Origin of the sequence: Mesorhizobium sp. M0664, assembly GCF_040320565.1 — a bacterium.
GTDB lineage: Bacteria > Pseudomonadota > Alphaproteobacteria > Rhizobiales > Rhizobiaceae > Mesorhizobium.
This window is the reverse complement of sequence record NZ_JAMYPW010000002.1, coordinates 75,426-97,196: the sequence shown is the minus strand read 5'-3', so window position 1 is coordinate 97,196 and position 21,771 is coordinate 75,426. Positions and strand designations below refer to the sequence as shown.

Here is a 21,771-nt window from a genome sequence, read left to right as displayed (position 1 = left end):
GAGGATCTTCATGAAAACCACAACAAAGGCTTTGGCGACATTTGCGGTACTGGCTGCCGGACTGATGAGTGGCGCAGCAAGCGCAGACGACATCAAGATCGGCTACATCAACAAGATGGGAGACCACCCATGGTTCGTCGCCGAAGTCGGCGGCGCCAAGAAAGCGGCTGAGGCGGCAGGGGCCGCGTTCGTGTCGCAGGACGTTCAGTTCGACGCCAATTTGACGATCACGACCTTCGATACGATGGTCGGCGATGGCGTGAAAGGCATCGCCATCGTTGTCCCCGACAAGGCGCTGGGACCGGTCATCGCGGAGAAAGCAAAGGCCGCAAAAATTCCCTTGGTGGCGGTGGACGACGATATCTACTACCAGGATGGCACCCAGGTCCCCTATGTCGGCATGAATGCTTACAATATCGGTGCGCGGGTGGGCGAAGAGCTTGCCAAGCTCTACAAGGCTGAAGGCTGGGCGGGCAAAGAGGTGCGCATCGCCTCGATCGAGGACCGCAAGGCCGATACCTGCATGCAGCGCAACAAGGGCGCGGAAGAAGCGTTCCTGAAGGCGGTGCCCGATTTCAAGCCGGGCAACATCGTTCGCGTCCCCTACGACAACACGATGGTCAACGCCATCGACGTGATGACCACCACACTGACGGCCAATCCCAGCGTCACGAACTGGATATTCTATTCATGCAACGATGATGGCGTGCTGGGTGGTGCGCGAGCACTGGAGAATGCCGGCTATTCCGCAGACCAGGGCATGGGGATCGGCATCGACGGTAGCCGCGCCTGCGATGCCTTCGGATCCGGAAAGCCCTCGGCGTTCCGTGGTACGATGTGGCTCAATTCGGAAAATCATGGCGCGCTGGCGGTGAAGATTCTCTTAGCCTCCATCAAGGACGGAACGAAGCTTCCCGTTCAATCCTTCACTGACCCGGAATACATCACCGCCGACAATTTTGCGTCGGACTACAAAGCCAAGCTCTGCCACTGAACCAGATATGCGTCATGCGCCGCAGTGCGCATGACGCTCTTTGGGCGGGCAGTTCGTCGACGGGCACACGGATCGGTCCTCGGGAGTGAGCTTTTGATGCAATCGGATTTCTTCTCGCTCGACAGGATATCGAAGCGCTTCGGCGTCGTGCAGGCGCTCGACAATGTCTCGATTGCCTTTCGGCCAGGAGAGGTGCTTGCCCTGGTTGGCGAGAATGGCGCCGGCAAGTCGACAATGATGCGAATTCTCGAGGGCGTGTTCGCACCGGACACCGGCACCGTGCTGCATGGCTCCACGCCGATCGTTTTCAGCGAACCGCGCGACAGCCACAGAGCCGGAATACGCGTCATCCATCAGGAGCCGGAGATCGTTCCGAACCTGACCGTGGCCGAGAACATTTTCGTCGGCGAACTGCCGCGGCTGGCAGGCGTCCTGCTCGACTGGCACAGGCTCGAGGACCAGACCGATAAGGTGCTTGCGACCTTCGGCATGCAGCAGGATATGCTGCCGCGTCAACTCTGCAGCACACTCGGTCCGGCACAGCGCCAGATGATCGAAATCATGCGCGCCATACGTGCCGGCGGCCGGCTGATCGCATTCGATGAGCCGACCTCGTCACTGACCGACGACGAAGCGCGCCGTCTGTTTTCAGTAATTCGCCGGCTGCGCGGCGAGGGCACTTCGATCGTCTACATCTCTCACAGGCTGAACGAGGTCATCGACCTTGCGGATCGCATTGTCGTGTTGCGGGACGGCCGGCTGGTCGATGATTCCCCCGCTGCCGGTGCCAGCGAGCAGACCATAGCCAAGCTCATGGTGGGCCGCGACATAGCCGATCTGTTTACGCGCGAGACGTGGCAATCGGGGCAACCGTTGCTGGAGGTGGCGGGCCTGACCACCGATCACGTCACCGATGTGAGCCTCAAGGTCCGCCGTGGCGAGGTGCTCGGCATTGCCGGCCTTATGGGTGCGGGTCGATCCGAACTGGCAAAGGCGATTGTCGGCTATGATAGGCGCCTCGACGGAACCATAACGATGAATGGTGTGCCCGTTGGCCCCAACAGTCCGCATGCAGCGATCGTGGCGGGCATCGGCTTTGCCCCAGAAGACCGCAAGCACGAGGCGCTGCTGTTGTTCCGAAGCATTCTTGATAACGCCTCGCTTTGCGTGCCCGACAGAACGTCGACCTTCGGCTTCTTCAACCGGCGCAAGGCACTGGAGATCGTCTCACCGCTTGCAGCAAAGATGTCGATCAAGGCGCCTAACCTCGACGAACAGGTTTCGAAATTATCGGGTGGCAACCAACAGAAGGTCGTTCTCGCGCGCTGGCTTGCGCGGCAGCCGATGCTTCTCATCCTCGACGAGCCGACCCGCGGCATCGACATCGGCGCCAAGGCGGAAATCTATCGCCTGATCGACGAACTCGCCGCCAGCGGCATCGGCATAATCCTGATTTCCTCGGAAATGCCGGAACTGATCGGGCTGGCCGACAGGGTGCTTGTTATGGCTGGAGGCCGGATCACGGCCGAACTTTCCCGCCCTGACATCGACGAGGCCACGATCCTGAGACATGCCATGCCTCAATCTGCAGCATCGCTTGGAGGACAAATTCAGTGAACAGCCTTGAGCTCAGGACAGCAACAACGCAAACCGGCAAAAGGCGCGCTTCCTTGCGCATCGCAGAGCGCATCGGCATTCACAACATAAGCCTTCTTGTTGCTCTCGCCATTCTCGTGCTCATTTTCGGCACCCTGAGAGGCGACGTGTTCTTCTCCAGCCGAAACCTGCTGAACATCGGTCTAGGCATTACCATCTTGGGCGTTCTGGCGATGAGCCAGACCGTGGTTATTGTCGCCGGAGGGCTCGATATTGCCGTCGGCGCAATTGTCGGTCTGACCACAGTATCGACGGCAATGGCCATCCAGGCCACCGGATCACCCGGCGCGGGCATTCTTGCCGGCCTGGTCCTGGGCGGTCTTGCCGGCCTCGTGAACGGCATCATCATCACCTATGGGCGGGTCAACGCTGTCATCGCGACTCTCGGTACGATGGCGATCTTCCGCGGCATCGCGTTCATCATGTCCGACGGGCAATCGATCGCGATTTTCAGCGAGACTTTCCGCTTCATCGGGATCGGACGAATCCTCGGCCTGCCTCTGCTGATCTGGATTCTCTTGCTGACCGCGATCGTGTTCCATCTCTTCCTTGCCCGCTCGATCGTTGGCCGCAACATCTATGCCCTGGGCGGCAATCCCGTTGTCGCACGCTTCTCCGGCATCGACATCAACCGCTACCGCGTCGGCATCTACATCATGAGTGGAGTGGCGGCCGGATTGGCCGGGATTCTGTTGGCTGCCCGTACCGGCTCCGGGCAGCCCGTATCCGGATCCCAAGGCCTGGAACTCGAGGCCATCACAGCGGCCGTTCTTGGTGGCTGCGCCTTGCAGGGCGGCAAGGGCACGATCGTCGGCGCACTGCTGGGCGTCGCCATCATTGGCGTCCTCAACAACGGAATGATACTGACGTCCGTGCCAACCTTCTATCAGTTGCTTGCCAAGGGCTCGCTGCTGATACTTGCTGTGGTAATTGCCGAGTACCACTTGAACAGGACATGACGATGGACGCGGCGATCGCTTCGACTGGCCAAGGCAAGCAGGACATTCCTGCCGCAGATGGCACCACGTCATCGCTCAAGGATCGCATCGCACGCGATCTCGGACAGCGCATCCTCGCCGGCTCCTACGCCCAGCACTCCGTCCTGCCGACGGAAGCCGAGCTTTGCGTTATCTACGGGGCGAGCCGCACCGCGCTTCGCGATGCTCTTCTGACGCTTTCGGCGAAAGGATTGATCGAGGCGCGCAAGCGGGCCGGGACGCGTGTGCGCGTGTCGAGCGAATGGAACAGGCTGGATGCACAGGTTCTGGAATGGATGCGCGATATCGAGCCCGATCTCGATTTCGTCCGAGGATTGATCGAGGCGCGGCTGGTCATTGAACCCGCTGCCGCCCAACTTGCGGCCAAGATGGCGACGTCAGGCGATCTCGCGGTCATCGAAGCGGCCTATGAAGCCATGCGCATTGCTCCGCAGGATGATCTCGCTGCGTGTCTCGATGCCGACGTCAGGTTTCATACGGCCATCCTGCGTGCCAGCCGCAACCCGGTGTTCGCCAATCTCGGCAATATGCTTGCGGCCGCCCTCAGCTTCTCCTTCCGCTTGACCACATCGGCCACCGCTAATTACCAGCAGACGCTGAGCGCGCATGGCGACGTGCTGGAGGCAATCAGGATGCGGAGGGCCGACGATGCACACGATCAGATGAAGGCGCTCATCGGGATCGCGTCGAACGACCTTCTTGCAGTGGCTCGCAAAGGCCGCCATCAACAGCCGATCGCCGCTGCCAAGGCCAGTACCGTCTGAAGCGGATGGTCGGGACGATCAAGATCAGAAGCGGAGACCTGTCTGCTGAAATCGTCCCATCGCTTGGGGCAGGTCTTGCGAGACTGGACCATGGACGCGTGCCGCTCTTCAGGCCTTGGCCGAACGGCGGGAGCAGCAACCCGTTCGACCTTGCCTGCAACCTGCTTTTGCCATGGTCAAATCGCATCTCGGGCGGCGGGTTCACATTCGACTGCAAATTCCACGAACTGCCTGCCAATGTTGCACGCGAGCCCTTTCCCATTCACGGCAATGGATTTTCGAGCGAGTGGGACGTCGACAGCGTAACGCAGGACAACGCAAAGCTGTCGCTCATCAGCAACGGGCCCGGCCCATACCGATATCGCGCCGAGGTGAGCTACGCGCTGGCCGGACAGGGGCTCGAGCTGAAACTTCGCATCGTCAATCGGGCCTCGATCAGATTGCCGTTCGGGCTTGGCATCCATCCATGGTTCCCGAGAACAGCGTTGACCACGCTTCACGCCGCGGCATCACAGGTTTGCCTCGAACGGCTCAACCATCTCCCTGAACGATATGTGGATGTCAAAACCCATCCTGACTGGGATTTCGGCGCCCCGGCCGCCTTGCCGAGCGGATGGATAAACAATGTGTTCGCTGGCTGGGATGGTGTCGCCTCCATATCTTGGCCAGAGCACAGTTGCAGCCTGCGGATTGAAGCTTCATCGCCCTTGAATTTCTACCTGGTCTATTCGCCATCGGACGAGAGCGACTTCTTCTGTTTTGAACCGGTCAGTCATGTTGTCGATGCTCATAATCGGGGTTCGATCGACAAATGGAATGGACTATCGGTGCTTGGGCCCGGCGAGAGCCTGGCGGCCCGCTGCAGCTTTGCCGTCAGTTAGGCGGACCTCTGCGGCGCCCTCGAATTAGCGGATGTCGGCCAGCATGTCCGGTGACAACGAAGCCGGCTTTTCGTCCGAACGGAGCTTGGGAAGAGGGAACTCCGGCGACCGGGAACCCGCGAGCCAGTTCGACGTTTGCCGGATGTCGCTGCGCAGCTCGTCTGCTTGACGGCCCACCAAATGTGCCTGGCAGGATTGGATCAATGACGGATGTTGAACCAAAAGAATTCGTGCTCGCGGGCATCGTCATGAAGCGACTGGTCTCCGGCGAACAGACGGGAGGCTTGTTGAGTCTGTTCGAAAACAGAAGCGACGGGCACACCAAAACGCCAATCCATGTTCATGCGAATGACGACGAGACGGTCTACGTCATCGAAGGGCACTTGACCGCAATTGTGGACGGTGTGGTCCGAACGCTCTCGCCCGGCGAGAGCATGTTTTTGAAGCGGGGCATCCCGCACCAGCTTATGAATCCCGGCAACCAGCTCGTTCGCTATATCCTGATAGACACGCCAAGTGTGTTCGAGCAGTTTCTCGCCGAAGGTGGCCATGAACGCAGCAAGGGAGAGGTGGTCGGGCCGCCGACGCCTGCCGATATCGAGCGGCTCAAAGTAGCCGCGCCGAAGTTTGGGATTACGCTCCTGCAGGACTGGCCGGCAAGAGAGTAGATGGCTTCGTGCTGGCGGCTTGGATCGCCGCTAAAGCCGGCCCTTGCCCGAAGAACCGGTATTGGCTAGCCGTCGGCAATCCAATCCGAGAGGCTTCGCGCAAAACTTCGCGGCACGATGAGTTCGCACGCGGTCTCGCCGGTGCGCAGGAAGAGCACGGGCACGTGATGGAAGGATGTTTGCACGGCGCGGCCCGGAGCGGCGGTCGGCGCGTGCCAGTCGACGGCAATGCAGCCGGACAGAAGCCTTGCGATACCAGGGCCGGCCATTTTCAAACGAACACGACCTTCCCCGAGGGGCACGGAACAGCCGAGATCGGGGTCGACGACAAGGGCTGGCGCTTCTGTGCCTTCGTCGAGAGCCAGCCAAAGGCGGCGAGGTGCAACGCGGATGGTCAAAAGGCCCTTGTGGCGAACCGTCTCTCCCACCGAAGCGGGAAGTTTCGTGTTGAGCGACGCCGAGACGCTCTTTTCGAATTGTCTCAGTGTCGCGTCCCAGCCCTCGATCTGGATAAGCGGACAATCCGCCACGGACAGACTGAAATCCCGAGAAGAGGTCAAGCTAGCCATGCAGCCGTTCTCCCTGCGGATCAATGAATACCGGCCAGACAACGCGGGCGCGAACCGTTTCGGCCTTCATCGGATAGACCGCCACGACCTCGCTTCCTTCTGCCGCGACATCACCGGCAAGCAGGGCCAATCCGACATAGCGGTCGAGTTCTGGGCTAAAGGTGATCGAGGTCACCCGGCCGCGGCCATGGCCCTCGATCTTGTCGTCGGGCAGGAACAGGATCGCCCCGCCGCGGAGGCGCTTGCCGTCTTCGGCGCATTCCAGTCCGACCAGCCGCTGGCGCTCAGGCGCCTGATAGGCCTGGCGGCGGCGCAGTACATCGCCGACGAAGCCGCTGCGCTTGCCGGCCATGCGGCCGAGGCCGAGATCGTCGAGCGTCGTGCGCCCATCGATCTCCGGTCCGGCGACATGGCCCTTTTCGACCCGCAGCGCGCCGAGCGCCTCGACACCGTAAGGCTTCAGGTCGAAGGGTCTGCCGGCTTCGAGCAAGAGGCTCCAGAGCTGTTCACCGGCAGTGGCGCCGACATAGACTTCGTAAGCGCGCTCGCCGGAATAACTGAGGCGCAGGATGCGGAGCCCACGGCCCTGCCACTCGCTTTCGAGTAGCCCCATATGCGGAAGCGCCGCGTCGGAAACGTCGAGACCAGGAAAAGCAGCACCGAGGATTGCGCGGCTGTTAGGCCCGGCAACCGACATCGCCGCCCATTCATCGCTGACCGAGGTAACGGCCACACGCAAATCCGGCCAGGCCGTGTCGAGCAGGAATTCGAGACGCGACAGCACATCGGCGGCCTTGGCGGTCGACGTGGTCATGAAGAACCGGTTTTCCGCCAGCCGCGTCGTGGTGCCGTCGTCGAAGACGATGCCGTCGTCGCGCAGCATGACGCCGTAGCGGGCGCGGCCGACCGGCAGCCTGGCAAATCCGTTGGCATAGACGCGGTCGAGGAAGATTGCCGCATCCGGGCCCTGGACATCGATCTTGCCGAGCGTGGAGATGTCCATCAGCCCCGCGGCCTGACGCACGGTACGCATTTCGGCAACATAGGCCTCGTTCACGTCGCGGCCCGACTGCCGGTAGAAATAGGGCCGCATCCAGAGCCCGACCTCGAGCATCTCGGCGCCGTTCGCCATGTGCCGGTCGTGCATCGGCGTGCGGCGGATCGGCTTGAAATGATGGCCGACGGCGCGTCCGGCAAGCGCGCCGATCGCCACCGGCGTATAGGGCGGGCGGAAGGTCGTGGTGCCGGTCTCGGGAATCGTTGCGCCGCGCAGCGCTGCCATGGCGGCAAGTGCGGGAAAATTGCTGGTCTTGCCCTGATCGGTGCCCATGCCGAGCGTGGTGTAGCGCTTCAGATGCTCGACCGATTCATAGCCCTCACGATGGGCGAGCTCGATATCCCCGGTCGTCACGTCCATCTGGAAATCGACGAAGGCCTTTCCGCGTCCAGCGGGCAGGGCTTCGCGAAGCACGGTCGAGGCGGTCTCATCGAGATCGAGTTTCGATGGAGCGGGCACCGGCGCCGACTTGCCGCAGGAGGCTGCCGCTTCGATGCCGGCCCGATGGCCGTGCTCGACGGCAGCGGCGGTCGCATAAGCTCCTATCATTGCGCCGGCGCCGAACTGGCTGGCTGAAAAGACGCCCGGCACGAAGCCGTCAATGTCGTCGCGATAGACAGGTTTGACACCGAGGTGGGAGGTGAGATGCACGGTTGGCGACCAGCCGCCGGAGATGCAGACCAGGTCGCAGGCGGCCGAGGATTGTCCCTCCGGTCCATTGAGCGTTACGCGCCTGACGGTATGGCGGCCGTGCAGGTCGACGATGCGCGTTGCGGCCCGCACCACCACGCCGAGCCGTGCGGCTTCCGCGGCAAGTGCTGCGGGCGGGACGGCGCGCAGATCAGCAACCGTCACCTCCGCGCCGGCTGCGGCATAGTCGAAGGCGGTGCGCCAGGCACCGTCATTGCTAGTGGCGACGACGATTTTCCTGCCCGGCAGGACGGCGAAACGGTTGAGATAGGTCCGGGCGGCCGAGGCAAGCATCACGCCGGGCCGGTCATTGTTCGAGAACACGATCGGCCGCTCGATGGCGCCGGTGGCGAAAACAATCGAGCGGGCGCGCAGCATAGTGACCGTTTGCCGGGCCTCGCCGGCCGGCTTCGGATCGGTCGGATCGCGCTGTTCGACCAGTCCAAGGACATTGCCGTCATAGCTGCCGAAAGCCGTCGTCCGCTTCATCAGCGTGATGGTTTCGAAGCCCTCCAACTCGGCCGCGGCCTGCCTCAGCCATGCGGCCGCTGCGCTGTCGGACGGTTCCGCCAGAAGCTGGCCGCCAAGCAGGAAATCCTGCTCGATCAGCGCGACCCGCGCGCCGGCCGCGGCGGCCGCCCGCGCCGCCGACAATCCCGCCGGGCCGCCGCCGACGATAGCGACATCGGCGAAGGCATGATGAACCTCGTAGCGGTCGGGATCGGGGCCGGTGGCGGCTCTGCCCAGGCCGGCCGCCTTGCGGATGAAATGTTCGTAAAACATCCAGGCGCGGCGCGTCGGGCCCATGAAGGTCTTGTAGTAGAAGCCGGCGGACAGAAACGGCGCGAAAAGGCCGTTGACGCTTTGCACGTCGAAGGCAAGCGACGGCCAGCGGTTCTGGCTCTCCACGACCATGCCGTCGGCGAGTTCCAGCGTCGCCGCCGGCAGGTTCGGCTCGCGCCTGCCGGCGCTCCCGAGCGTAACCAGCGCATTCGGCTCTTCGGGCCCGGCGGAAAAAATGCCGCGCGGGCGATGATATTTGAAGCTGCGACCGACCAGGGTGACGCCATTGGCGAGCAGCGCGGAGGCGAGCGTGTCGCCGCGATACCCAATCAGCTTGCGGCCATCGAAGGTGAAATCTACCGGCACCTCGCGACTGATGCGGCCACCCGCTGGCAGGCGTTTGCGGTTCGAACTCATGCCGGTTGTTTCCTGACAGTCGATTTCCTGGCGAAGTCGACGGATGCGATCGCGTGGTTGCGGGTGTCGCGTTCGACCACCAGCCATTGCCGGCAGCCGGTCACGTGCTGCCAGAATTCACGGTGCGGGCCGGCCGGGTTTGTCCTGATATAGACGTAGCGGTACCAGGCCTCCGGATCGGCATCGTCATGGGTTGGACGCGTGACCGAGGCATCGCCGCCATAGCGGAACTCGTCATGGTCGCGCGGGCCGCAGCAGGGGCATTCGATGCGCAGCATTTTGTCCCGCCTCCTATTGCAGCCAGGCGGAAGGGCCGATACCGGCCTCATCGAGCGTGTGGCCGGTGCGGAAACGATCGAGTCCGTAGGCCGCGATCAGGGGATGCGGCTTGCCGGTGGCGATCGTGTGGGCGAAGCACCAGCCGGAAGCCGGCGTCGCCTTGAAGCCGCCATAGCACCAGCCGCCATTGAGATAGAGGCCGTCGATCGGCGTCGGGCAGATGATCGGGCTGGCATCGGGAGTCATGTCCATGACGCCGCCCCAGTGGCGCAGCAGACGGACGCGCGAAATGCACGGCATCAAAGCAATCGCCGCCTCCGCCACCTCGCGCACGACGCCGAGATTGCCGCGCTGGGCGTATGAATTGTAGCCGTCGAGATTGCCGCCGAAGACCAGTCCGCCCTTGTCGGACTGGCTGACGTAGAAATGGTCGGCGCCGTAAGCGACGACGTGATCTACCAGCGGCTTCAGCGGCTCGGTGACAAAGGCTTGCAGGACGTGGCTTTCGATCGGCAGGTCAAGGCCGGCCTTGGCACCGAGCACGGATGTATGACCGGCAACAGCGAGGCCGACCTTGCCGGCGCCGATCCGGCCTTTCGTCGTTTCGACGCCGACGATACTGTCGCGGTCGCGGAGGAAGCCTGTCACTTCGCAGTTCTGGATTATGTCGACGCCATGGCTGTCGGCGGCGCGCGCATAGCCCCAGGCGACGGCGTCGTGGCGCGCCGTGCCCGCCCGGCCCTGGAAGATGGCACCATGGATCGGAAAGCGGGCGGTGTCGGAAAAATCGAGATAGGGCACGAGACGGCGCACCTCGTCGCGGTCGAGGATATCGGCATCAATGCCATTCAGCCGCATGACATTGGCGCGGTGGCTGAAGCCGTCGAGCTGATCGGCCGAATGCGCCGTGACGAGCTGGCCGCGCTGCGAGAACATGACGTTGAAGTTCAGCGCGCGCGACATGCCCTCCCAGAGCTTCATCGAGAATTCGTAGAACTGGGTGTTGCCGTCGAGCAGGTAGTTGGAGCGGATGACGGTGGTGTTGCGGCCGACATTGCCGCCGCCGACATAGCCCTTTTCGAGTACGGCGACGTTACGGATGCCGTGGTTCTCGGCGAGGTAAAAGGCGGTGGCGAGGCCGTGTCCGCCGCCGCCGATGACGATCACATCATAGGACGGTTTTGACTCCGCCGCACGCCAGGCGCGCTGCCAATTCTTCTGGCCGGCGAGCGCGTTGCGGAAAATCGAGAGTGCCGAGTAGCGCGCCATGCGTGCGGGCCTATCGAACGATCGGGCCGGCCGGCGTGCGGGTGAGCACTTCGGCGCCCGCGTCGGTCAAAAGCACCGTGTTGGAGACGAAGTCATTGCCGTGACCCGTTCCCATCAGCCATGACAGGATGTGGAAGCTCATCCCCGTTTCGATCTCGAGGTCGGAATCGTGTCGCAAGCCGGTCACCGAATTGCCGCCGGTCCATGACGGCGGCTGGCCGGCGCCGACAAGGTAGCCGCAGTGATGGCGGCGATAGTGGGAAAGGCCGGCCTCGTCGGCGACGGCCTGCCAGGCGGCGTAAACATCACGCGCCTTGGCGCCCGGCCGCAGCGCCTCGACGACCGCGTTGAAGGCCTTGGCGGTCACCTCCGCCATTGCGGCGTCTTCATCGCTGATGTGGCCGATGCGAACGAGCCGGCCGAGCGGGGCATGGTAGCGCGAGATGCACCCGGACAGTTCGACAAAGACCGGCTCGCCCTTGCGGTAGATTCCGTCGCCCCAGGTCGTGTGCTCTTCACCCAGGCGCGCGGCCGGGCGGATGAACGGTCCGAAGCCCGGCGCATGACCGCCGGCGCGGATCATTGCCGAAACACATTGGGCGGCGACCTCCTGTTCGGAAGCGCCATCGGAGATCGCGGCGATCGCGGCACCGGCGGCGGCGTCCGTCACCTTTGCGGCACGCCGCATCAGCGCCTGTTCTTCGGCGCTCTTCACCCGCCGCATCTCGTCGATCAGACCGGAGACATCGCTCCACGTTGCATCGGCTTGCGTCTGGAGCGCCACGGCAAGTCCATGGCTAAGGCCGGCCGTCCAGTATTCGAGGCCGATCCGCTTGCCCGACAGGCCGAGCTCCGCAAGCACCCGCGCGGCAAGGTCGGCCGCCGTTTCGCTGTCGGAGTGGCCGCGGAATTCCGCTGCCTTCACCTGCTTCTCGATCGTCACCTTCTCCATCGAGCGGGTGACCAGGACGGGGTTTCCCTGGAGTGGAACGATCAGCAGGTGAGGGGCAAAATACCCCCAGTGATCAAGCCCGGTGAGATAGAAGACGTTCTCCGGTGAAGCGAAGACCGCCGCGTCGAGCTCGCGCTCGGCCAGTGCAGTACGGACCTTTGCCAGGCGGCCGGCGATTTCGGCTTCGGAAAACGGATTGCGGTCCATCGGGCGTCCTCGTGCTTGTTGCCGGCTTGCTGGCGGGCATGGTCTTTTCGGCAGCCGGTTTCCCGGCCGCCATGTCAGTCGATGACGATGAGGTCGCGCGCCACGTCGCAGAGGCGTTCGCCGCCGCGTTCCGTGACGACGAACGATTCCGAGATGGCGATGCCGAAATCGTCGAGCCAGACGCCGGCCATGAAATGGAAGCACATCCCGGACTGCATCTCGGTAGTATCGCCGGGACGAAGGCTTGCGGTGCGTTCACCCCAATCGGGCGGGTATGCGAGCCCGACCGGATAGCCGACCCGGCTTTCCTTCTTCAGCCCGTTCCGTCGCAGGACTGCCTGCCAGGCGGCTTCCACCTGTTCGGCGGTGTAGCCGGGGCGCGCCTTCTCGAGGCCGGCGTCGACACCCTCGACGATTGCCTTGGCCATGTCGAGGATGGCTAGCGGCGGCTTGCCGAAATGTATGGTCCGCGTCAGCGCCGCGTGATAGCGGCGCCTCACGCCGGCAATCTCCAGAATGGCGGGGCCGCTGTCCGGCAGCGGCGCGTCGGACCACGTCAGATGCGGCGTGCTGGTGCCCTCGCCGACGGGCATCAGCGGACAGATCGCGGCATAGTCGCCGCCCGCTCCGGGCACCCCCATGATCTGCGCGTGATAGATTTCCGCAATGACATGGTTCTGAGGCACACCGGGCCGCATTTTCCCGATGGCGCGGTTCATGGCATGCGTGCAGATCGCACCCGCCTCGCGGATCAGCACCAGCTCGGCTTCGGATTTGACCAGCCGCGCCCAGTTAACGAGATCGTGATTGTTGGCGAAATGCGCGTCGGGCAGCCCCTCGACAAGGTGGGCGTGGCAGCGCGCAGTGTAATAATGCGCGTCCATCTCGACGCCGATACGGGCCTTTCCCCAGCCGCGCGACCGGATCAGTTGGGCGAGTTCGTCATAAGGGTGTTCGACGGGCTGCTGCACCAGCCGTTCCGAGAACGGCACGATGTTTGTCTCGGGCAGGCCGGTGGTCAGGCGTGCGCTCTTGGCATCCTGCGCCCTGCCGAACCAGATCGGCCGGTCCTCCTCCAGATGGACGAGCACGCACTGCGGAACGTAGAACGACCATCCGTCATAGCCGGTCAGCCAGCACATGTTGGCTGGATCCTGACAGACGATGAGATCGAAGCCGGCTTGTTGCATGCGTGTCTTCACGCCGGCGAGGCGCTGCCCATACTCCGCTTGCGTGAATGTCCCGAAGCCCTTCGCGGTCGCCACCGAAATCCTGCCTTCCAGTACGCCGCTTGCCCTTTGATAAAATATGGGCAAGCAGGCCCAAATTGTGCACAACTCGACGTCAATTTGTTGGCTAACTACGAATTATCGCCGAATTTCCATGGTTTCTATATCTCTGCTTGCGAAATGTCTAGGGCAGTTGTATACGTCTGATCAAGCAGGCGCCGACCTCGAAGAAGGCCGCGCCCTGGGAACCATCCACAGTTGTCCAATGGGAGAAAAGCATGTTCAATTCATCGATATCGCGCCGCATGGTCGTGAAAGCGGCTGCCTGCATCGCGCTCGCCGCGACGTCATTGACCTCGCTGTCCGCTCACGCGGAAACCACCCTCGAACGGGCCAAGAAGGACGGCTACATCCGCGTCGGTTTCGCCAACGAGGCGCCGTTCGGTTACGCCACGCCAGACGGCAAGCTGACCGGCGAGGCGCCGGAAGTCGCCAAGGCGGTGCTCGCCAAGATGGGCATACCGCAGGTCGACGGTGTTTTGACCGAATTCGGCTCGCTCATTCCAGGTCTCAAGGCCGGCCGCTTCGATATCATCGCCGCCGGCATGTTCATCACCCCGAAGCGCTGCGCCGAGATCAACTACTCCGAGCCGTCCTACGGCATCGGCGAGGCTATGCTGGTGGCAAAAGGCAATCCGAAAGGCATCAAGGATTTTTCCAGCATCAAGGATAATCCGGATCTCAAGCTTGCCGTGATGGCCGGCGCCGTCGAAGGCGGCTTCGCCAAGGAAGCGGGCGTTGCCGATGGGCAGATCGTCTCCTTGCCCGACCAGTCCAGCCTGGTCGCCGCCGTCCAGTCGGGCCGCGCCGATGCTGCCGCGCTTACCGCCCTTTCGATCGCCGACATGGCCAAGAAGGCCGACGGTGTCGAATCGACCAAGCCCTTCGGCGAGGTCGCCGGCAAGTCGGTGAAAGGCCATGGCGGCTTCGGCTTCCGCAAGGAAGACACCGACCTGCAGCAGGCTTTCAACGCCGAGCTGAAGAAGTTCATCGGTTCGCCGGAGCATATCGCGCTGGTCGAGCCACTCGGCTTCGGCAAGGATTATCTGCCCAACAAGACCACCGCAGAGCTCTGCGCTGGCAAATAGGTTCCCAACTGCTGGCGGCGCGAAAGCGCCGCCCTTTTTTCCCGGGGGAATCGCATGGGAATCCGTACGCTCATTGCCATGCTGGTCATCGCGCTAGTCGTGATCGGCGCGTTGGCAACACAGGAAAGCTATAGAGTGTTCATGCCGGGGCTGCTGCAAGGCGCGGTCCTGACGGTCGAGATCGCCGTCCTCGGCAGCCTGCTGGCAATTATCATGGGCGTGCTTTCAGCACTTGCAAGGATGTATGGCCCGACGCCGCTCAGATGGCTGGCCACGGTTTACGTCGAGATCTTCCGCGGAACGTCGGCACTGGTGCAATTGTTCTGGCTGTTTTTCGTGCTCCCGCAATTCGGCGTCACGATCAACGCGTTCGTGGTGGCAGTGCTGGCGCTCGGCCTCAATGTCGGCGCTTACGGATCGGAGTGCGTGCGCGGCGCGATCCAGTCCGTCGCCCGCGGCCAGTGGGAAGCGTGTACTGCATTGAACATGAGCCGCCCGCAGATGCTGCGCCGGATCATCCTGCCGCAGGCCTTTGTCGCGATGATCCCGCCCTGGGGCAATCTGTTCATCGAGCTTCTGAAATCGACGGCGCTGGTCTCGCTGATCACGCTTTCGGATCTCGCCTTCAAGGCGCAGCAAATGAACCAGAACACGTTCAAGACCATTCCGATCTTCACCCTCGTTCTTTTGATGTACCTGGCAATGTCGCTGGTTGTGACCATCGGCATGCGGCTTCTTGAAAGGCGAGCGTCGCTCGGACTGGCGCGGGGGAAGGCGGCATGATCTGGGATTGGGGATTTGCCCTGGAAATCCTGCCGGTGCTTGCCCGCGCCGCCGTCATTTCCATCGAAGCGACGCTGATCGGCTTTGCGCTTGCCGCCTCGCTCGGCCTAGTGCTGGCCGTTGTCCGCATCGCCGTGCCATGGACCAGCTGGACGATTTCGGTGCTGGTCGAGCTGATCCGCTCGACCCCGCTGCTCATCCAGATATTCTTTCTCTATTTCGTCTTTCCGAAATTCGGTGTCGTGCTCGACGCTTTCACCGCCGGGGTGCTGGCCATCGGCATCCACTACGCCGCCTATTGCTCCGAGGTCTATCGCGCCGGTTTCGACAACATCCATCGCGGCCAGTGGGAAGCTTCGATCGCGCTCAATCTCTCGTCCTGGACGACGTTCCGCGACATCATCATTCCGCAGGCGATCCCGCCGATCGTTCCGGCGCTCGGCAATTATCTGGTGGCCTTGTTCAAGGAAACGCCGTTGCTTTCCGCAATCGCCGTGATGGAACTGATGCAGACCGCCAAGATCATCGGCTCCGAAACGTTCCGCTACACCGAGCCGATCACGCTGGTCGGCCTGTTTTTCCTTGCCATGAGCCTGGTTTCGGCGGCGCTCATCCGCTCCCTCGAAGGGCTGCTCAACCGGAGGACCACCCGATGACTGAACAACCGATGGTCCGCTTCGACAATGTATCGAAACGCTACGGCACGTTAACCGTTCTCGACGGGCTCAATCTCGAAATAGCGCGCGGCGAAAAAGTCTCCGTCATCGGTCCGTCGGGTTCGGGCAAGACGACGGTGCTGCGCATGCTGATGACGCTGGAGACGATCAATGACGGCGTCATCTGGGTCGAAGGCGAGCCGCTGACCCATATGGAGAGGAACGGCAAGCTTGTTCCCGCCGATCTCGCCCACATCCGCAAGATCCGCGCCAAGATCGGCATGGTGTTCCAGTCGTTCAACCTGTTTCCGCATATGACAGCGATGCAGAACTGCATCGAGGCGCCGATAACGGTGCTCGGAATGAAGCGGGCGGACGCCGAGGCAAGAGCGGCCGAACTGCTGGAGCTGGTCGGTCTGGCCCAGAAGAAGGACCACTATCCGTCACAGCTTTCTGGCGGCCAGCAGCAGCGCGTCGCCATCGCCAGGGCGCTGGCAATGCGGCCCAAGATCATGCTGTTCGACGAGGTGACGTCGGCGCTCGACCCGGAGCTTGTCGGCGAAGTGCTGCAGGTGATAAGGCAAATCGGGCGCGAGCATGATCTCACCATGCTGATGGTCACCCATCAGATGGGCTTCGCCAAGGAGTTTTCCGACCGCGTTTGTTTCTTCTATCAAGGCAAGATCTGCGAGCAGGGGCCGCCAAGCGAACTGTTTGGTGCTCCCAAGAACGAGCGGACACGGCAATTCCTGCATGCTGTCCTGGAGGCTGGGTGACGATCGAGACAGAGGCCAAGCCGCCCACGACGGTGACCGCCGCGCCGCCGCGCCCGCTCTCCGCGCGGGAGCGGTTCGAGCGCATCTACCGGATATTGCGCGACCGCATCTGCCTGCTCGATTATGCGCCGGGAAGCCACCTGTCCGAGGAAGAACTTGCCCAGGAATTCCAGATCAGCCGCACGCCGGTCCGGCGCGTGCTGGCGCGCCTTGAATCCGAGGGTCTGGTTCAATCCGTCCACGGCGTCGGCACGATCGTCACCGACGTCGACATCGAGGAATTGCAGCAGGTCTATCATTTGCGCCTGGAGCTGGCGCTCCTCGTCGGCAAGCTTTCGCCGATTCCGCGCACGGCGGACGATCTTGACCGGATACGGGCGCTCATCGCGCGCTGCGATGCCGATATACTCAATCCCGACCAGCGCGCTTTCCTGCGCCTCAACATGGATTTTTTCTACGAGCTCACGGCGATGACCGGCAACCAGCCACTGCGCGAGATCAGCGAGCGCCTGTATTTTCAGGTCGCGCGCGTCGTCCTGAAGCTGATGCCGCAATTGGGCCTCGTCGAGGAATTCACCGCATTCCGCCGCGAAATGGAAGAGGTCCTTGCCGCGGCCGAAATCGGCGACTGGGAGTCCATCGGGCACATAAGGCGGGCGCATATCTCAATGAGCTTCCGCCGCATGATGCGCCATGCAGGCGTGGCGAATCTGGATAGAGCTACATAATCAGCCCCGTAAGATTATGCTGGTGGACTGCCGTCGAACTGGCTTCGTTTGCCAGGGAAAGCAGGCCGCCCGCCCCGATGCCGATAGAATTTGCCAGCACCGGGAATGACCGGAACGGCCCGATCCTACAGGGCCATACCTGCCCTCAGAGAGCGTCCTCATTCGGTATGTTGGCGGGGTTCCAGACGACCTCCCACAGGTGTCCGTTCGGATCGCGGAAGTATCCGGCATATCCGCCAAAGAACGTGTCCCGGGCAGGCTTGATGATCTCGGCTCCGGCGCGAGCGGCCTCATCCATCACTTGATCGACTTCTTCGCGGCGCACAACGTTGTGTCCGACTGTGAACGAGGTCGAGCTGATCGGCGCCTTGGGCAGGCCAGTGTCGTAGGCGAGGTCGTCCTGCGCCCAGATCGCGAGCTTCAACCCGCCGGACAGCGTGAAGAACGCGACGGCGCCATGCTCGAACTCGCGGCCAATGATCCCTTCCGTCGGCAAGCCGAGACCGTCGCGGTAGAACGCCAGAGAACTCTCGAGGTTGGCGACAGCGATAGTCAAAACCGAAATGCGCGGTTTCATGGCGATCTCCTCTGGTTGTCGGAGACACCAGGATAAAGTCGGGCGACAGTGACGAATTGAACAAAACGGCCAATGAAGAGCGCGACGTGGTTTCACCCGTTCTGCAGCAGGTGATGAATCTGTCGCGGGGTGCTTCCCGTCAGGCGTCGGCTCTCGCGGACAAGATGCGCCTGATCGGAATAGCCCGCCTCGGCTGCCAGGATGGCCGTGGCGCTGTTTGATTGGCTCGAAAGCCGCAGAAAGCGCTGGTAGCGGAGGATACGGTCAAGCGTCTTGGGGCCATAGCCGAAGCTCTCGTCGAAGCGCCGGCGCAACGTCCTTTCGCTCATCTCGAGTGCGCGCATCAACCAAGGGACGAGCGGCGCGTCGGGTGGCGGCCCGCGCTCGATCAGGCGATATGCCGCCTGCATGGGAACGTCTGGCGCGCGGGAGGCCGCCTCCTCGGCGACGACCTGTTCGAGCGAACAGGCCAGATCTTCGAGATTGTCGCCTGCGCGCACGCGGCTGGCGAGGCGCCGGGCTCGCGCGCCCCATAAATCGTCGAGCAACAGCCTCTGGCCGACAAGCTCGATTTGTGGCACGCCGAGCCATGCCGCCGCCGTGGCAGGATGAAAGCGCAAGCCGATCACGATCTCGCCTGCCGCCAGGACCTCGGTCTGCGGCTCCTTGTCGGGGCCGGCAATTCGGAAGCTGCCTCCGATCCATTGCAGGTCGATCGTTGCATCGGGCATGACGACGATTGGCGGTGCGCCCGCCGGGTCCATTCGATGCGCCCACACCGAAGCAAAGCTCCCGTGAAGCCGCGCCGACGCTGGACGTTGCTGAAATGAACCCGTTGCCTGCGCTGGGACGGGATCGCTCATCTCGCTCCTCTTCGGATTACCGGCGGTGAACCTACGACGCAGTGGCTGCGCCCGCCGTCGCTCGAGACAACAATCTGCACGACCGACAACGTCTGCCAATCGAAAACGGTTGCAAGAATCGGTTGTTTCTTCCGGCCGGAAGGAAGAGGGCAGGTGAATAATCATGTCAGATGCATCGCCTCGGCGGCGCCGTGTGAAGCCATACGTCGATGGCCGTTTTGTTCAATCCGGCAGGCGAGATGCGTGCTTATCTTTCGCCGTCGTACATCACACGAGAGGTATGCATCATGAGCAACAACAACGATCAACGGATCGACTACGTCGAATTCAACGTGAAAGACATTCAGCGGTCACGCGACTTCTACGGAAAGGCCTTCGGCTGGACCTTCACTGACTACGGCACGCAATATTGCGAGTTCAACGACGGGCGCTTGTCAGGTGGCTTCGCCGCTGGCCCAGCGAGGTCCGGAGGAGGCCCGCTCGTCATTCTCTATGCCGATGATTTGCCGGCAACGGTCAAGCGGGTCGAGGAAGCGGGAGGCACGATCGTCAGGCCGATTTATGGGTTCCCCGGCGGCCGGCGCTTTCATTTCGCGGATCCGGATGGTTACGAGCTAGCGGTTTACACCGAGGACGGCAGCAAGGAATGATCGCGTTCCTCCACCACCTTGGATTGGTTTTGCTCGGCGGCGTCTTTATCTGGGCGGGCGCCGAGCATTTCCTCAGGTTCCGGGCAGTTACAGCGTCCCTGGCCGAGCGGGGCTTTCCTGCTCCCAGGCCTCTTCTCGCGGCCGGATCGGTGCTGGAGATCGCAGGCGGCTTTTGCCTAGCAGCGGGCCTTGGTGGACCCTTTCCCGCCGCGACCTTGGCCGTATTCACCATTGCGGCGTCGTTCATGGCGCTCAACTTCTGGCGCTACAGCGGCGATGAACGCGAAGCGCTTCGTACCGGCTTCACCATCAATGTCGCCGTCTTGGGCGGGTTGATTGTCGCCGCGACCACTAGCCTGTGATCATCGTTTCGAGGCGGCGGGCCACTGGACCACGACAGAGCCATTCCACGACGCTGCGCTGCTTGGGCATTTCGTTGATGGCTTCCGCAAGGCCGATCTTCCGGCGTGACCTCCTAAACGGCCAGCTTTGAACGCGGCGCTCTGTACAAAGCCTGCGTCAGGATCGCGACGATGAATCCCATCCCCTGCGATCCTCCTCTAAGGTCCGGCGCCTTGGCTGTCACGGGTCGCCTTAGGCGCTCACGAATGCCCATGGGGCAATGTGGATGAAGGCAGCGCACCTTGTAAGCATGCAAGTTCACATTTTAGCGGCGTGAGCAGGCGGCCTGTGAAAATCCATGTTCTGATGTCGTTGCCTCCTCGGCACCGTTCCTGCGACCTATTCCTCAAAGCGACCCGTGGCGTCACGATCGCGCTCGTACCGTCTGGTGAGCGGAAACGGCGGCAACCAGGACTCGCGTCGGATGATCCAGCTTTCGTAGGTTGGCATCAGCTGGTCAGGCGCATCCAGGGACCCCAGGTTTACTTCGATTTCGTCTGCGGTGCGTCCGAAAACGGAGGAGCCGCAGCGGGGACAGAAAAACCGCCCGGCGTAGTCGCGTGTTTCGCCGTCGATCGTCACCGCATCCTCAGGAAAAATCGCGGAAGCGTGAAAAAGGGCGCCATGATGCTTGCGGCAGTCGAGACAGTGACAAAGGCCGACCCGGTATGGGCGCCCTGACGCGACAATTCGGACGTTGCCGCACAGGCAACCGCCGGTGAATCGGTCCATGCTGCGTCTCCTCCAATATCAAGCGGCCGGAATGGTTACAACGACCGGCACTGTTGTTGCAATCGCCGCGCCGCGGGCGGGGACACGTCGTTCTTCCGTGGCGATGACATTGCAGCCGCCTCTCTATGTCTTGCGCGAGCTTGCCGCCGAAAATAGGCTTTGGTTTGTCATATGGAACGAAACGGCGCGTTCCATTGAGCCGCCAACTCGGCGGCCGAGGCGATCTTGACGCCGCAGTCGGCGAGTATGCGTGCGACGGTCGCTACCAGTTCGGCGTTGGACGAGGCTATGCTGCCGTCCGGAAGGAAAAGATTGTTTTCGAAGCCGACCCGGACATGGCCGCCAAGCAACGCGGCGGCGGTCACGCACGCCGCTTCGTTGCGGCCGAAGGCGCAGACGCTCCAATGGTCGAAGCGCGGCATGTTCGCCGCGAGGAATGGCAGGAGATCGGCAGGAACGGACGCCTGTCCCGGCGTGTATCGGCCCAGCACGTAGAGAACCGGTATGCTTGCCCAGGGGATCAGTCCGCGCTGCTGCATGTCCGAAAGCCTGACGGCCTCCTCGGGCGAATAGAGGATGATCTGCGGCGCAACCCCCTCGGTGTGCAGCCAGGCCATGAAGCGCACACAGGCGAGTTCCGATCCGGCATCAGGAACGATTTCGCGAAGCGCCAGCGAGACAGCTTGCGGCTTCACATCTTGTACGACGGCCATCTGTTGGGCCGGCGAATAGATACCGAGCGCTTCGGAGGTGATCTGAATTATCAAGCGGTCGCCGGCAGCACCGCGGATGGCGGCGATCGTCTGGCGGTAGGCGTCGGGGTCGAGCAGATGATTGCCGCTTCTGTCGCGGACATGGACGTGGATCATAGCCGCACCGGCATCGGCGCATTCCGCGGCCGTCCTCGCAAGTTCGGCTGGTGTCAGTGGAATCGCCGGATGGTCGGCCTTGCTGCGACGTCCCCCATTCGGGGCGACGGCTATGGCGATGCGGTCGAGACCAGTGGCCGGCTTCATGGGGACGTTCTGTGAGCGACAAGATTC

At 62.6% G+C, this 21,771-nt stretch carries 23 protein-coding genes; 13 read left to right on the top strand and 10 right to left on the bottom strand.

The window, feature by feature from the left end; translation table 11 throughout:
* The first annotated feature begins 10 nt into the window (after nt 1-10).
* The 6 genes from NKI39_RS03215 (at nt 11) to NKI39_RS03190 (ending at nt 5,961) form a co-directional block, all read left to right on the top strand.
* Entirely contained in the window at nt 11-994 is a 984-nt protein-coding gene (locus tag NKI39_RS03215; RefSeq protein ID WP_352470579.1) for a substrate-binding domain-containing protein, read from the top strand.
* Nucleotides 995-1,090: 96 nt separating this feature from the next.
* Nucleotides 1,091-2,611: a sugar ABC transporter ATP-binding protein gene (locus NKI39_RS03210; protein ID WP_352830655.1), complete on the top strand. Its 1,521-nt coding sequence runs from the start codon at nt 1,091-1,093 to the stop codon at nt 2,609-2,611.
* Nucleotides 2,608-3,609 (top strand): ABC transporter permease, encoded by a 1,002-nt coding sequence (locus NKI39_RS03205; protein WP_352830654.1) that lies wholly within the window; start codon nt 2,608-2,610, stop codon nt 3,607-3,609. Before NKI39_RS03210 ends, NKI39_RS03205 begins: the two co-directional genes overlap by 4 nt.
* Before the next feature lie 2 nt (nt 3,610-3,611).
* Entirely contained in the window at nt 3,612-4,412 is an 801-nt protein-coding gene (locus NKI39_RS03200; RefSeq protein ID WP_352684659.1) for a FadR/GntR family transcriptional regulator, read from the top strand.
* A 5-nt stretch (nt 4,413-4,417) separates the two neighbouring features.
* Nucleotides 4,418-5,293 carry an aldose 1-epimerase gene (locus tag NKI39_RS03195; RefSeq protein WP_352830652.1) on the top strand — a complete coding sequence of 292 codons (876 nt, stop codon included), beginning with the start codon at nt 4,418-4,420 and terminating at the stop codon, nt 5,291-5,293.
* 203 nt (nt 5,294-5,496) lie between these two features.
* Nucleotides 5,497-5,961 (top strand): cupin domain-containing protein, encoded by a 465-nt coding sequence (locus tag NKI39_RS03190; RefSeq protein WP_352470574.1) that lies wholly within the window; start codon nt 5,497-5,499, stop codon nt 5,959-5,961.
* Between the two features lie 65 nt (nt 5,962-6,026).
* Here NKI39_RS03190 and NKI39_RS03185 read toward each other — a convergent pair whose 3' ends face one another.
* From NKI39_RS03185 to NKI39_RS03160, 6 genes are all read right to left on the bottom strand, one after another.
* Complete coding sequence (locus NKI39_RS03185; RefSeq protein WP_352502564.1) at nt 6,027-6,530, bottom strand: sarcosine oxidase subunit gamma family protein; 504 nt, start codon at nt 6,528-6,530, stop codon at nt 6,027-6,029.
* Entirely contained in the window at nt 6,523-9,477 is a 2,955-nt protein-coding gene (locus tag NKI39_RS03180) for a sarcosine oxidase subunit alpha family protein (protein WP_352830650.1), read from the bottom strand. Before NKI39_RS03180 ends, NKI39_RS03185 begins: the two co-directional genes overlap by 8 nt.
* Nucleotides 9,474-9,755 carry a sarcosine oxidase subunit delta gene (locus NKI39_RS03175; RefSeq protein WP_352470571.1) on the bottom strand — a complete coding sequence of 94 codons (282 nt, stop codon included), beginning with the start codon at nt 9,753-9,755 and terminating at the stop codon, nt 9,474-9,476. Before NKI39_RS03175 ends, NKI39_RS03180 begins: the two co-directional genes overlap by 4 nt.
* Nucleotides 9,756-9,768: 13 nt before the next feature.
* Nucleotides 9,769-11,025 carry a sarcosine oxidase subunit beta family protein gene (locus NKI39_RS03170; RefSeq protein WP_352830648.1) on the bottom strand — a complete coding sequence of 419 codons (1,257 nt, stop codon included), beginning with the start codon at nt 11,023-11,025 and terminating at the stop codon, nt 9,769-9,771.
* Nucleotides 11,026-11,035: 10 nt separating this feature from the next.
* Nucleotides 11,036-12,184 (bottom strand): M24 family metallopeptidase, encoded by a 1,149-nt coding sequence (locus NKI39_RS03165; RefSeq protein WP_352830646.1) that lies wholly within the window; start codon nt 12,182-12,184, stop codon nt 11,036-11,038.
* Nucleotides 12,185-12,258: 74 nt separating this feature from the next.
* The gene (locus NKI39_RS03160) at nt 12,259-13,449 is read right to left on the bottom strand and encodes a M24 family metallopeptidase (protein ID WP_352470568.1); all 1,191 of its coding nucleotides are present in this window, start codon (nt 13,447-13,449) and stop codon (nt 12,259-12,261) included.
* Nucleotides 13,450-13,691: 242 nt separating this feature from the next.
* On the opposite strand from NKI39_RS03160, the gene ehuB reads away from it, so the two are divergent.
* Genes ehuB through NKI39_RS03135 form a run of 5 tightly spaced genes read left to right on the top strand, consistent with a single transcriptional unit; the run spans nt 13,692 to nt 17,504 of the window.
* Nucleotides 13,692-14,561, top strand: a complete 870-nt coding sequence (gene ehuB / locus NKI39_RS03155) for an ectoine/hydroxyectoine ABC transporter substrate-binding protein EhuB (RefSeq protein ID WP_352470567.1) — start codon at nt 13,692-13,694, stop codon at nt 14,559-14,561.
* Nucleotides 14,562-14,615: 54 nt separating this feature from the next.
* Nucleotides 14,616-15,344, top strand: a complete 729-nt coding sequence (gene ehuC / locus NKI39_RS03150; RefSeq protein WP_352830644.1) for an ectoine/hydroxyectoine ABC transporter permease subunit EhuC — start codon at nt 14,616-14,618, stop codon at nt 15,342-15,344.
* Entirely contained in the window at nt 15,341-16,000 is a 660-nt protein-coding gene (gene ehuD, locus NKI39_RS03145) for an ectoine/hydroxyectoine ABC transporter permease subunit EhuD (protein ID WP_023674259.1), read from the top strand. Before ehuC ends, ehuD begins: the two co-directional genes overlap by 4 nt.
* Nucleotides 15,997-16,776, top strand: coding sequence for an ectoine/hydroxyectoine ABC transporter ATP-binding protein EhuA (ehuA, locus tag NKI39_RS03140; RefSeq protein ID WP_023717024.1), 780 nt, complete (start codon nt 15,997-15,999; stop codon nt 16,774-16,776). Before ehuD ends, ehuA begins: the two co-directional genes overlap by 4 nt.
* The gene (locus NKI39_RS03135) at nt 16,773-17,504 is read left to right on the top strand and encodes a GntR family transcriptional regulator (protein ID WP_352830642.1); all 732 of its coding nucleotides are present in this window, start codon (nt 16,773-16,775) and stop codon (nt 17,502-17,504) included. Before ehuA ends, NKI39_RS03135 begins: the two co-directional genes overlap by 4 nt.
* A gap of 145 nt (nt 17,505-17,649) precedes the next feature.
* On the opposite strand, the gene NKI39_RS03130 is transcribed toward NKI39_RS03135, so the two are convergent.
* Complete coding sequence (locus NKI39_RS03130) at nt 17,650-18,081, bottom strand: VOC family protein (RefSeq protein WP_352470564.1); 432 nt, start codon at nt 18,079-18,081, stop codon at nt 17,650-17,652.
* A 92-nt stretch (nt 18,082-18,173) separates the two neighbouring features.
* Nucleotides 18,174-18,845, bottom strand: a complete 672-nt coding sequence (locus NKI39_RS03125; RefSeq protein WP_352470563.1) for a helix-turn-helix domain-containing protein — start codon at nt 18,843-18,845, stop codon at nt 18,174-18,176.
* Nucleotides 18,846-19,228: 383 nt separating this feature from the next.
* On the opposite strand from NKI39_RS03125, the gene NKI39_RS03120 reads away from it, so the two are divergent.
* Entirely contained in the window at nt 19,229-19,594 is a 366-nt protein-coding gene (locus NKI39_RS03120) for a VOC family protein (protein ID WP_352470699.1), read from the top strand.
* Nucleotides 19,591-19,956 carry a DoxX family protein gene (locus NKI39_RS03115; protein ID WP_352470562.1) on the top strand — a complete coding sequence of 122 codons (366 nt, stop codon included), beginning with the start codon at nt 19,591-19,593 and terminating at the stop codon, nt 19,954-19,956. The genes NKI39_RS03120 and NKI39_RS03115 overlap by 4 nt, the downstream gene beginning before the upstream one ends.
* 379 nt (nt 19,957-20,335) lie before the next feature.
* On the opposite strand, the gene NKI39_RS03110 is transcribed toward NKI39_RS03115, so the two are convergent.
* Entirely contained in the window at nt 20,336-20,728 is a 393-nt protein-coding gene (locus NKI39_RS03110; RefSeq protein ID WP_352452141.1) for a GFA family protein, read from the bottom strand.
* Nucleotides 20,729-20,895: 167 nt separating this feature from the next.
* Nucleotides 20,896-21,744: a beta-keto acid cleavage family enzyme gene (locus NKI39_RS03105; RefSeq protein WP_352470561.1), complete on the bottom strand. Its 849-nt coding sequence runs from the start codon at nt 21,742-21,744 to the stop codon at nt 20,896-20,898.
* Nucleotides 21,745-21,771 lie beyond the last annotated feature (27 nt).

Excerpts from the sequence above, each read along its gene's own strand:
- NKI39_RS03215 (WP_352470579.1), top strand. The coding sequence starts at position 11 with ATGAAAACCACAACAAAGGCTTTGGCGACATTTGCGGTACTGGCTGCC.
- NKI39_RS03210 (WP_352830655.1), top strand. The coding sequence starts at position 1,091 with ATGCAATCGGATTTCTTCTCGCTCGACAGGATATCGAAGCGCTTCGGC.
- NKI39_RS03200 (WP_352684659.1), top strand. The coding sequence starts at position 3,612 with ATGGACGCGGCGATCGCTTCGACTGGCCAAGGCAAGCAGGACATTCCT.
- NKI39_RS03195 (WP_352830652.1), top strand. The coding sequence starts at position 4,418 with ATGGTCGGGACGATCAAGATCAGAAGCGGAGACCTGTCTGCTGAAATC.
- NKI39_RS03190 (WP_352470574.1), top strand. The coding sequence starts at position 5,497 with ATGACGGATGTTGAACCAAAAGAATTCGTGCTCGCGGGCATCGTCATG.
- NKI39_RS03185 (WP_352502564.1), bottom strand. The coding sequence starts at position 6,530 with ATGGCTAGCTTGACCTCTTCTCGGGATTTCAGTCTGTCCGTGGCGGAT.
- NKI39_RS03180 (WP_352830650.1), bottom strand. The coding sequence starts at position 9,477 with ATGAGTTCGAACCGCAAACGCCTGCCAGCGGGTGGCCGCATCAGTCGC.
- NKI39_RS03175 (WP_352470571.1), bottom strand. The coding sequence starts at position 9,755 with ATGCTGCGCATCGAATGCCCCTGCTGCGGCCCGCGCGACCATGACGAG.
- NKI39_RS03170 (WP_352830648.1), bottom strand. The coding sequence starts at position 11,025 with ATGGCGCGCTACTCGGCACTCTCGATTTTCCGCAACGCGCTCGCCGGC.
- NKI39_RS03165 (WP_352830646.1), bottom strand. The coding sequence starts at position 12,184 with ATGGACCGCAATCCGTTTTCCGAAGCCGAAATCGCCGGCCGCCTGGCA.
- ehuB (WP_352470567.1), top strand. The coding sequence starts at position 13,692 with ATGTTCAATTCATCGATATCGCGCCGCATGGTCGTGAAAGCGGCTGCC.
- ehuC (WP_352830644.1), top strand. The coding sequence starts at position 14,616 with ATGGGAATCCGTACGCTCATTGCCATGCTGGTCATCGCGCTAGTCGTG.
- ehuD (WP_023674259.1), top strand. The coding sequence starts at position 15,341 with ATGATCTGGGATTGGGGATTTGCCCTGGAAATCCTGCCGGTGCTTGCC.
- ehuA (WP_023717024.1), top strand. The coding sequence starts at position 15,997 with ATGACTGAACAACCGATGGTCCGCTTCGACAATGTATCGAAACGCTAC.
- NKI39_RS03130 (WP_352470564.1), bottom strand. The coding sequence starts at position 18,081 with ATGAAACCGCGCATTTCGGTTTTGACTATCGCTGTCGCCAACCTCGAG.
- NKI39_RS03125 (WP_352470563.1), bottom strand. The coding sequence starts at position 18,845 with ATGGACCCGGCGGGCGCACCGCCAATCGTCGTCATGCCCGATGCAACG.
- NKI39_RS03115 (WP_352470562.1), top strand. The coding sequence starts at position 19,591 with ATGATCGCGTTCCTCCACCACCTTGGATTGGTTTTGCTCGGCGGCGTC.
- NKI39_RS03110 (WP_352452141.1), bottom strand. The coding sequence starts at position 20,728 with ATGGACCGATTCACCGGCGGTTGCCTGTGCGGCAACGTCCGAATTGTC.
- NKI39_RS03105 (WP_352470561.1), bottom strand. The coding sequence starts at position 21,744 with ATGAAGCCGGCCACTGGTCTCGACCGCATCGCCATAGCCGTCGCCCCG.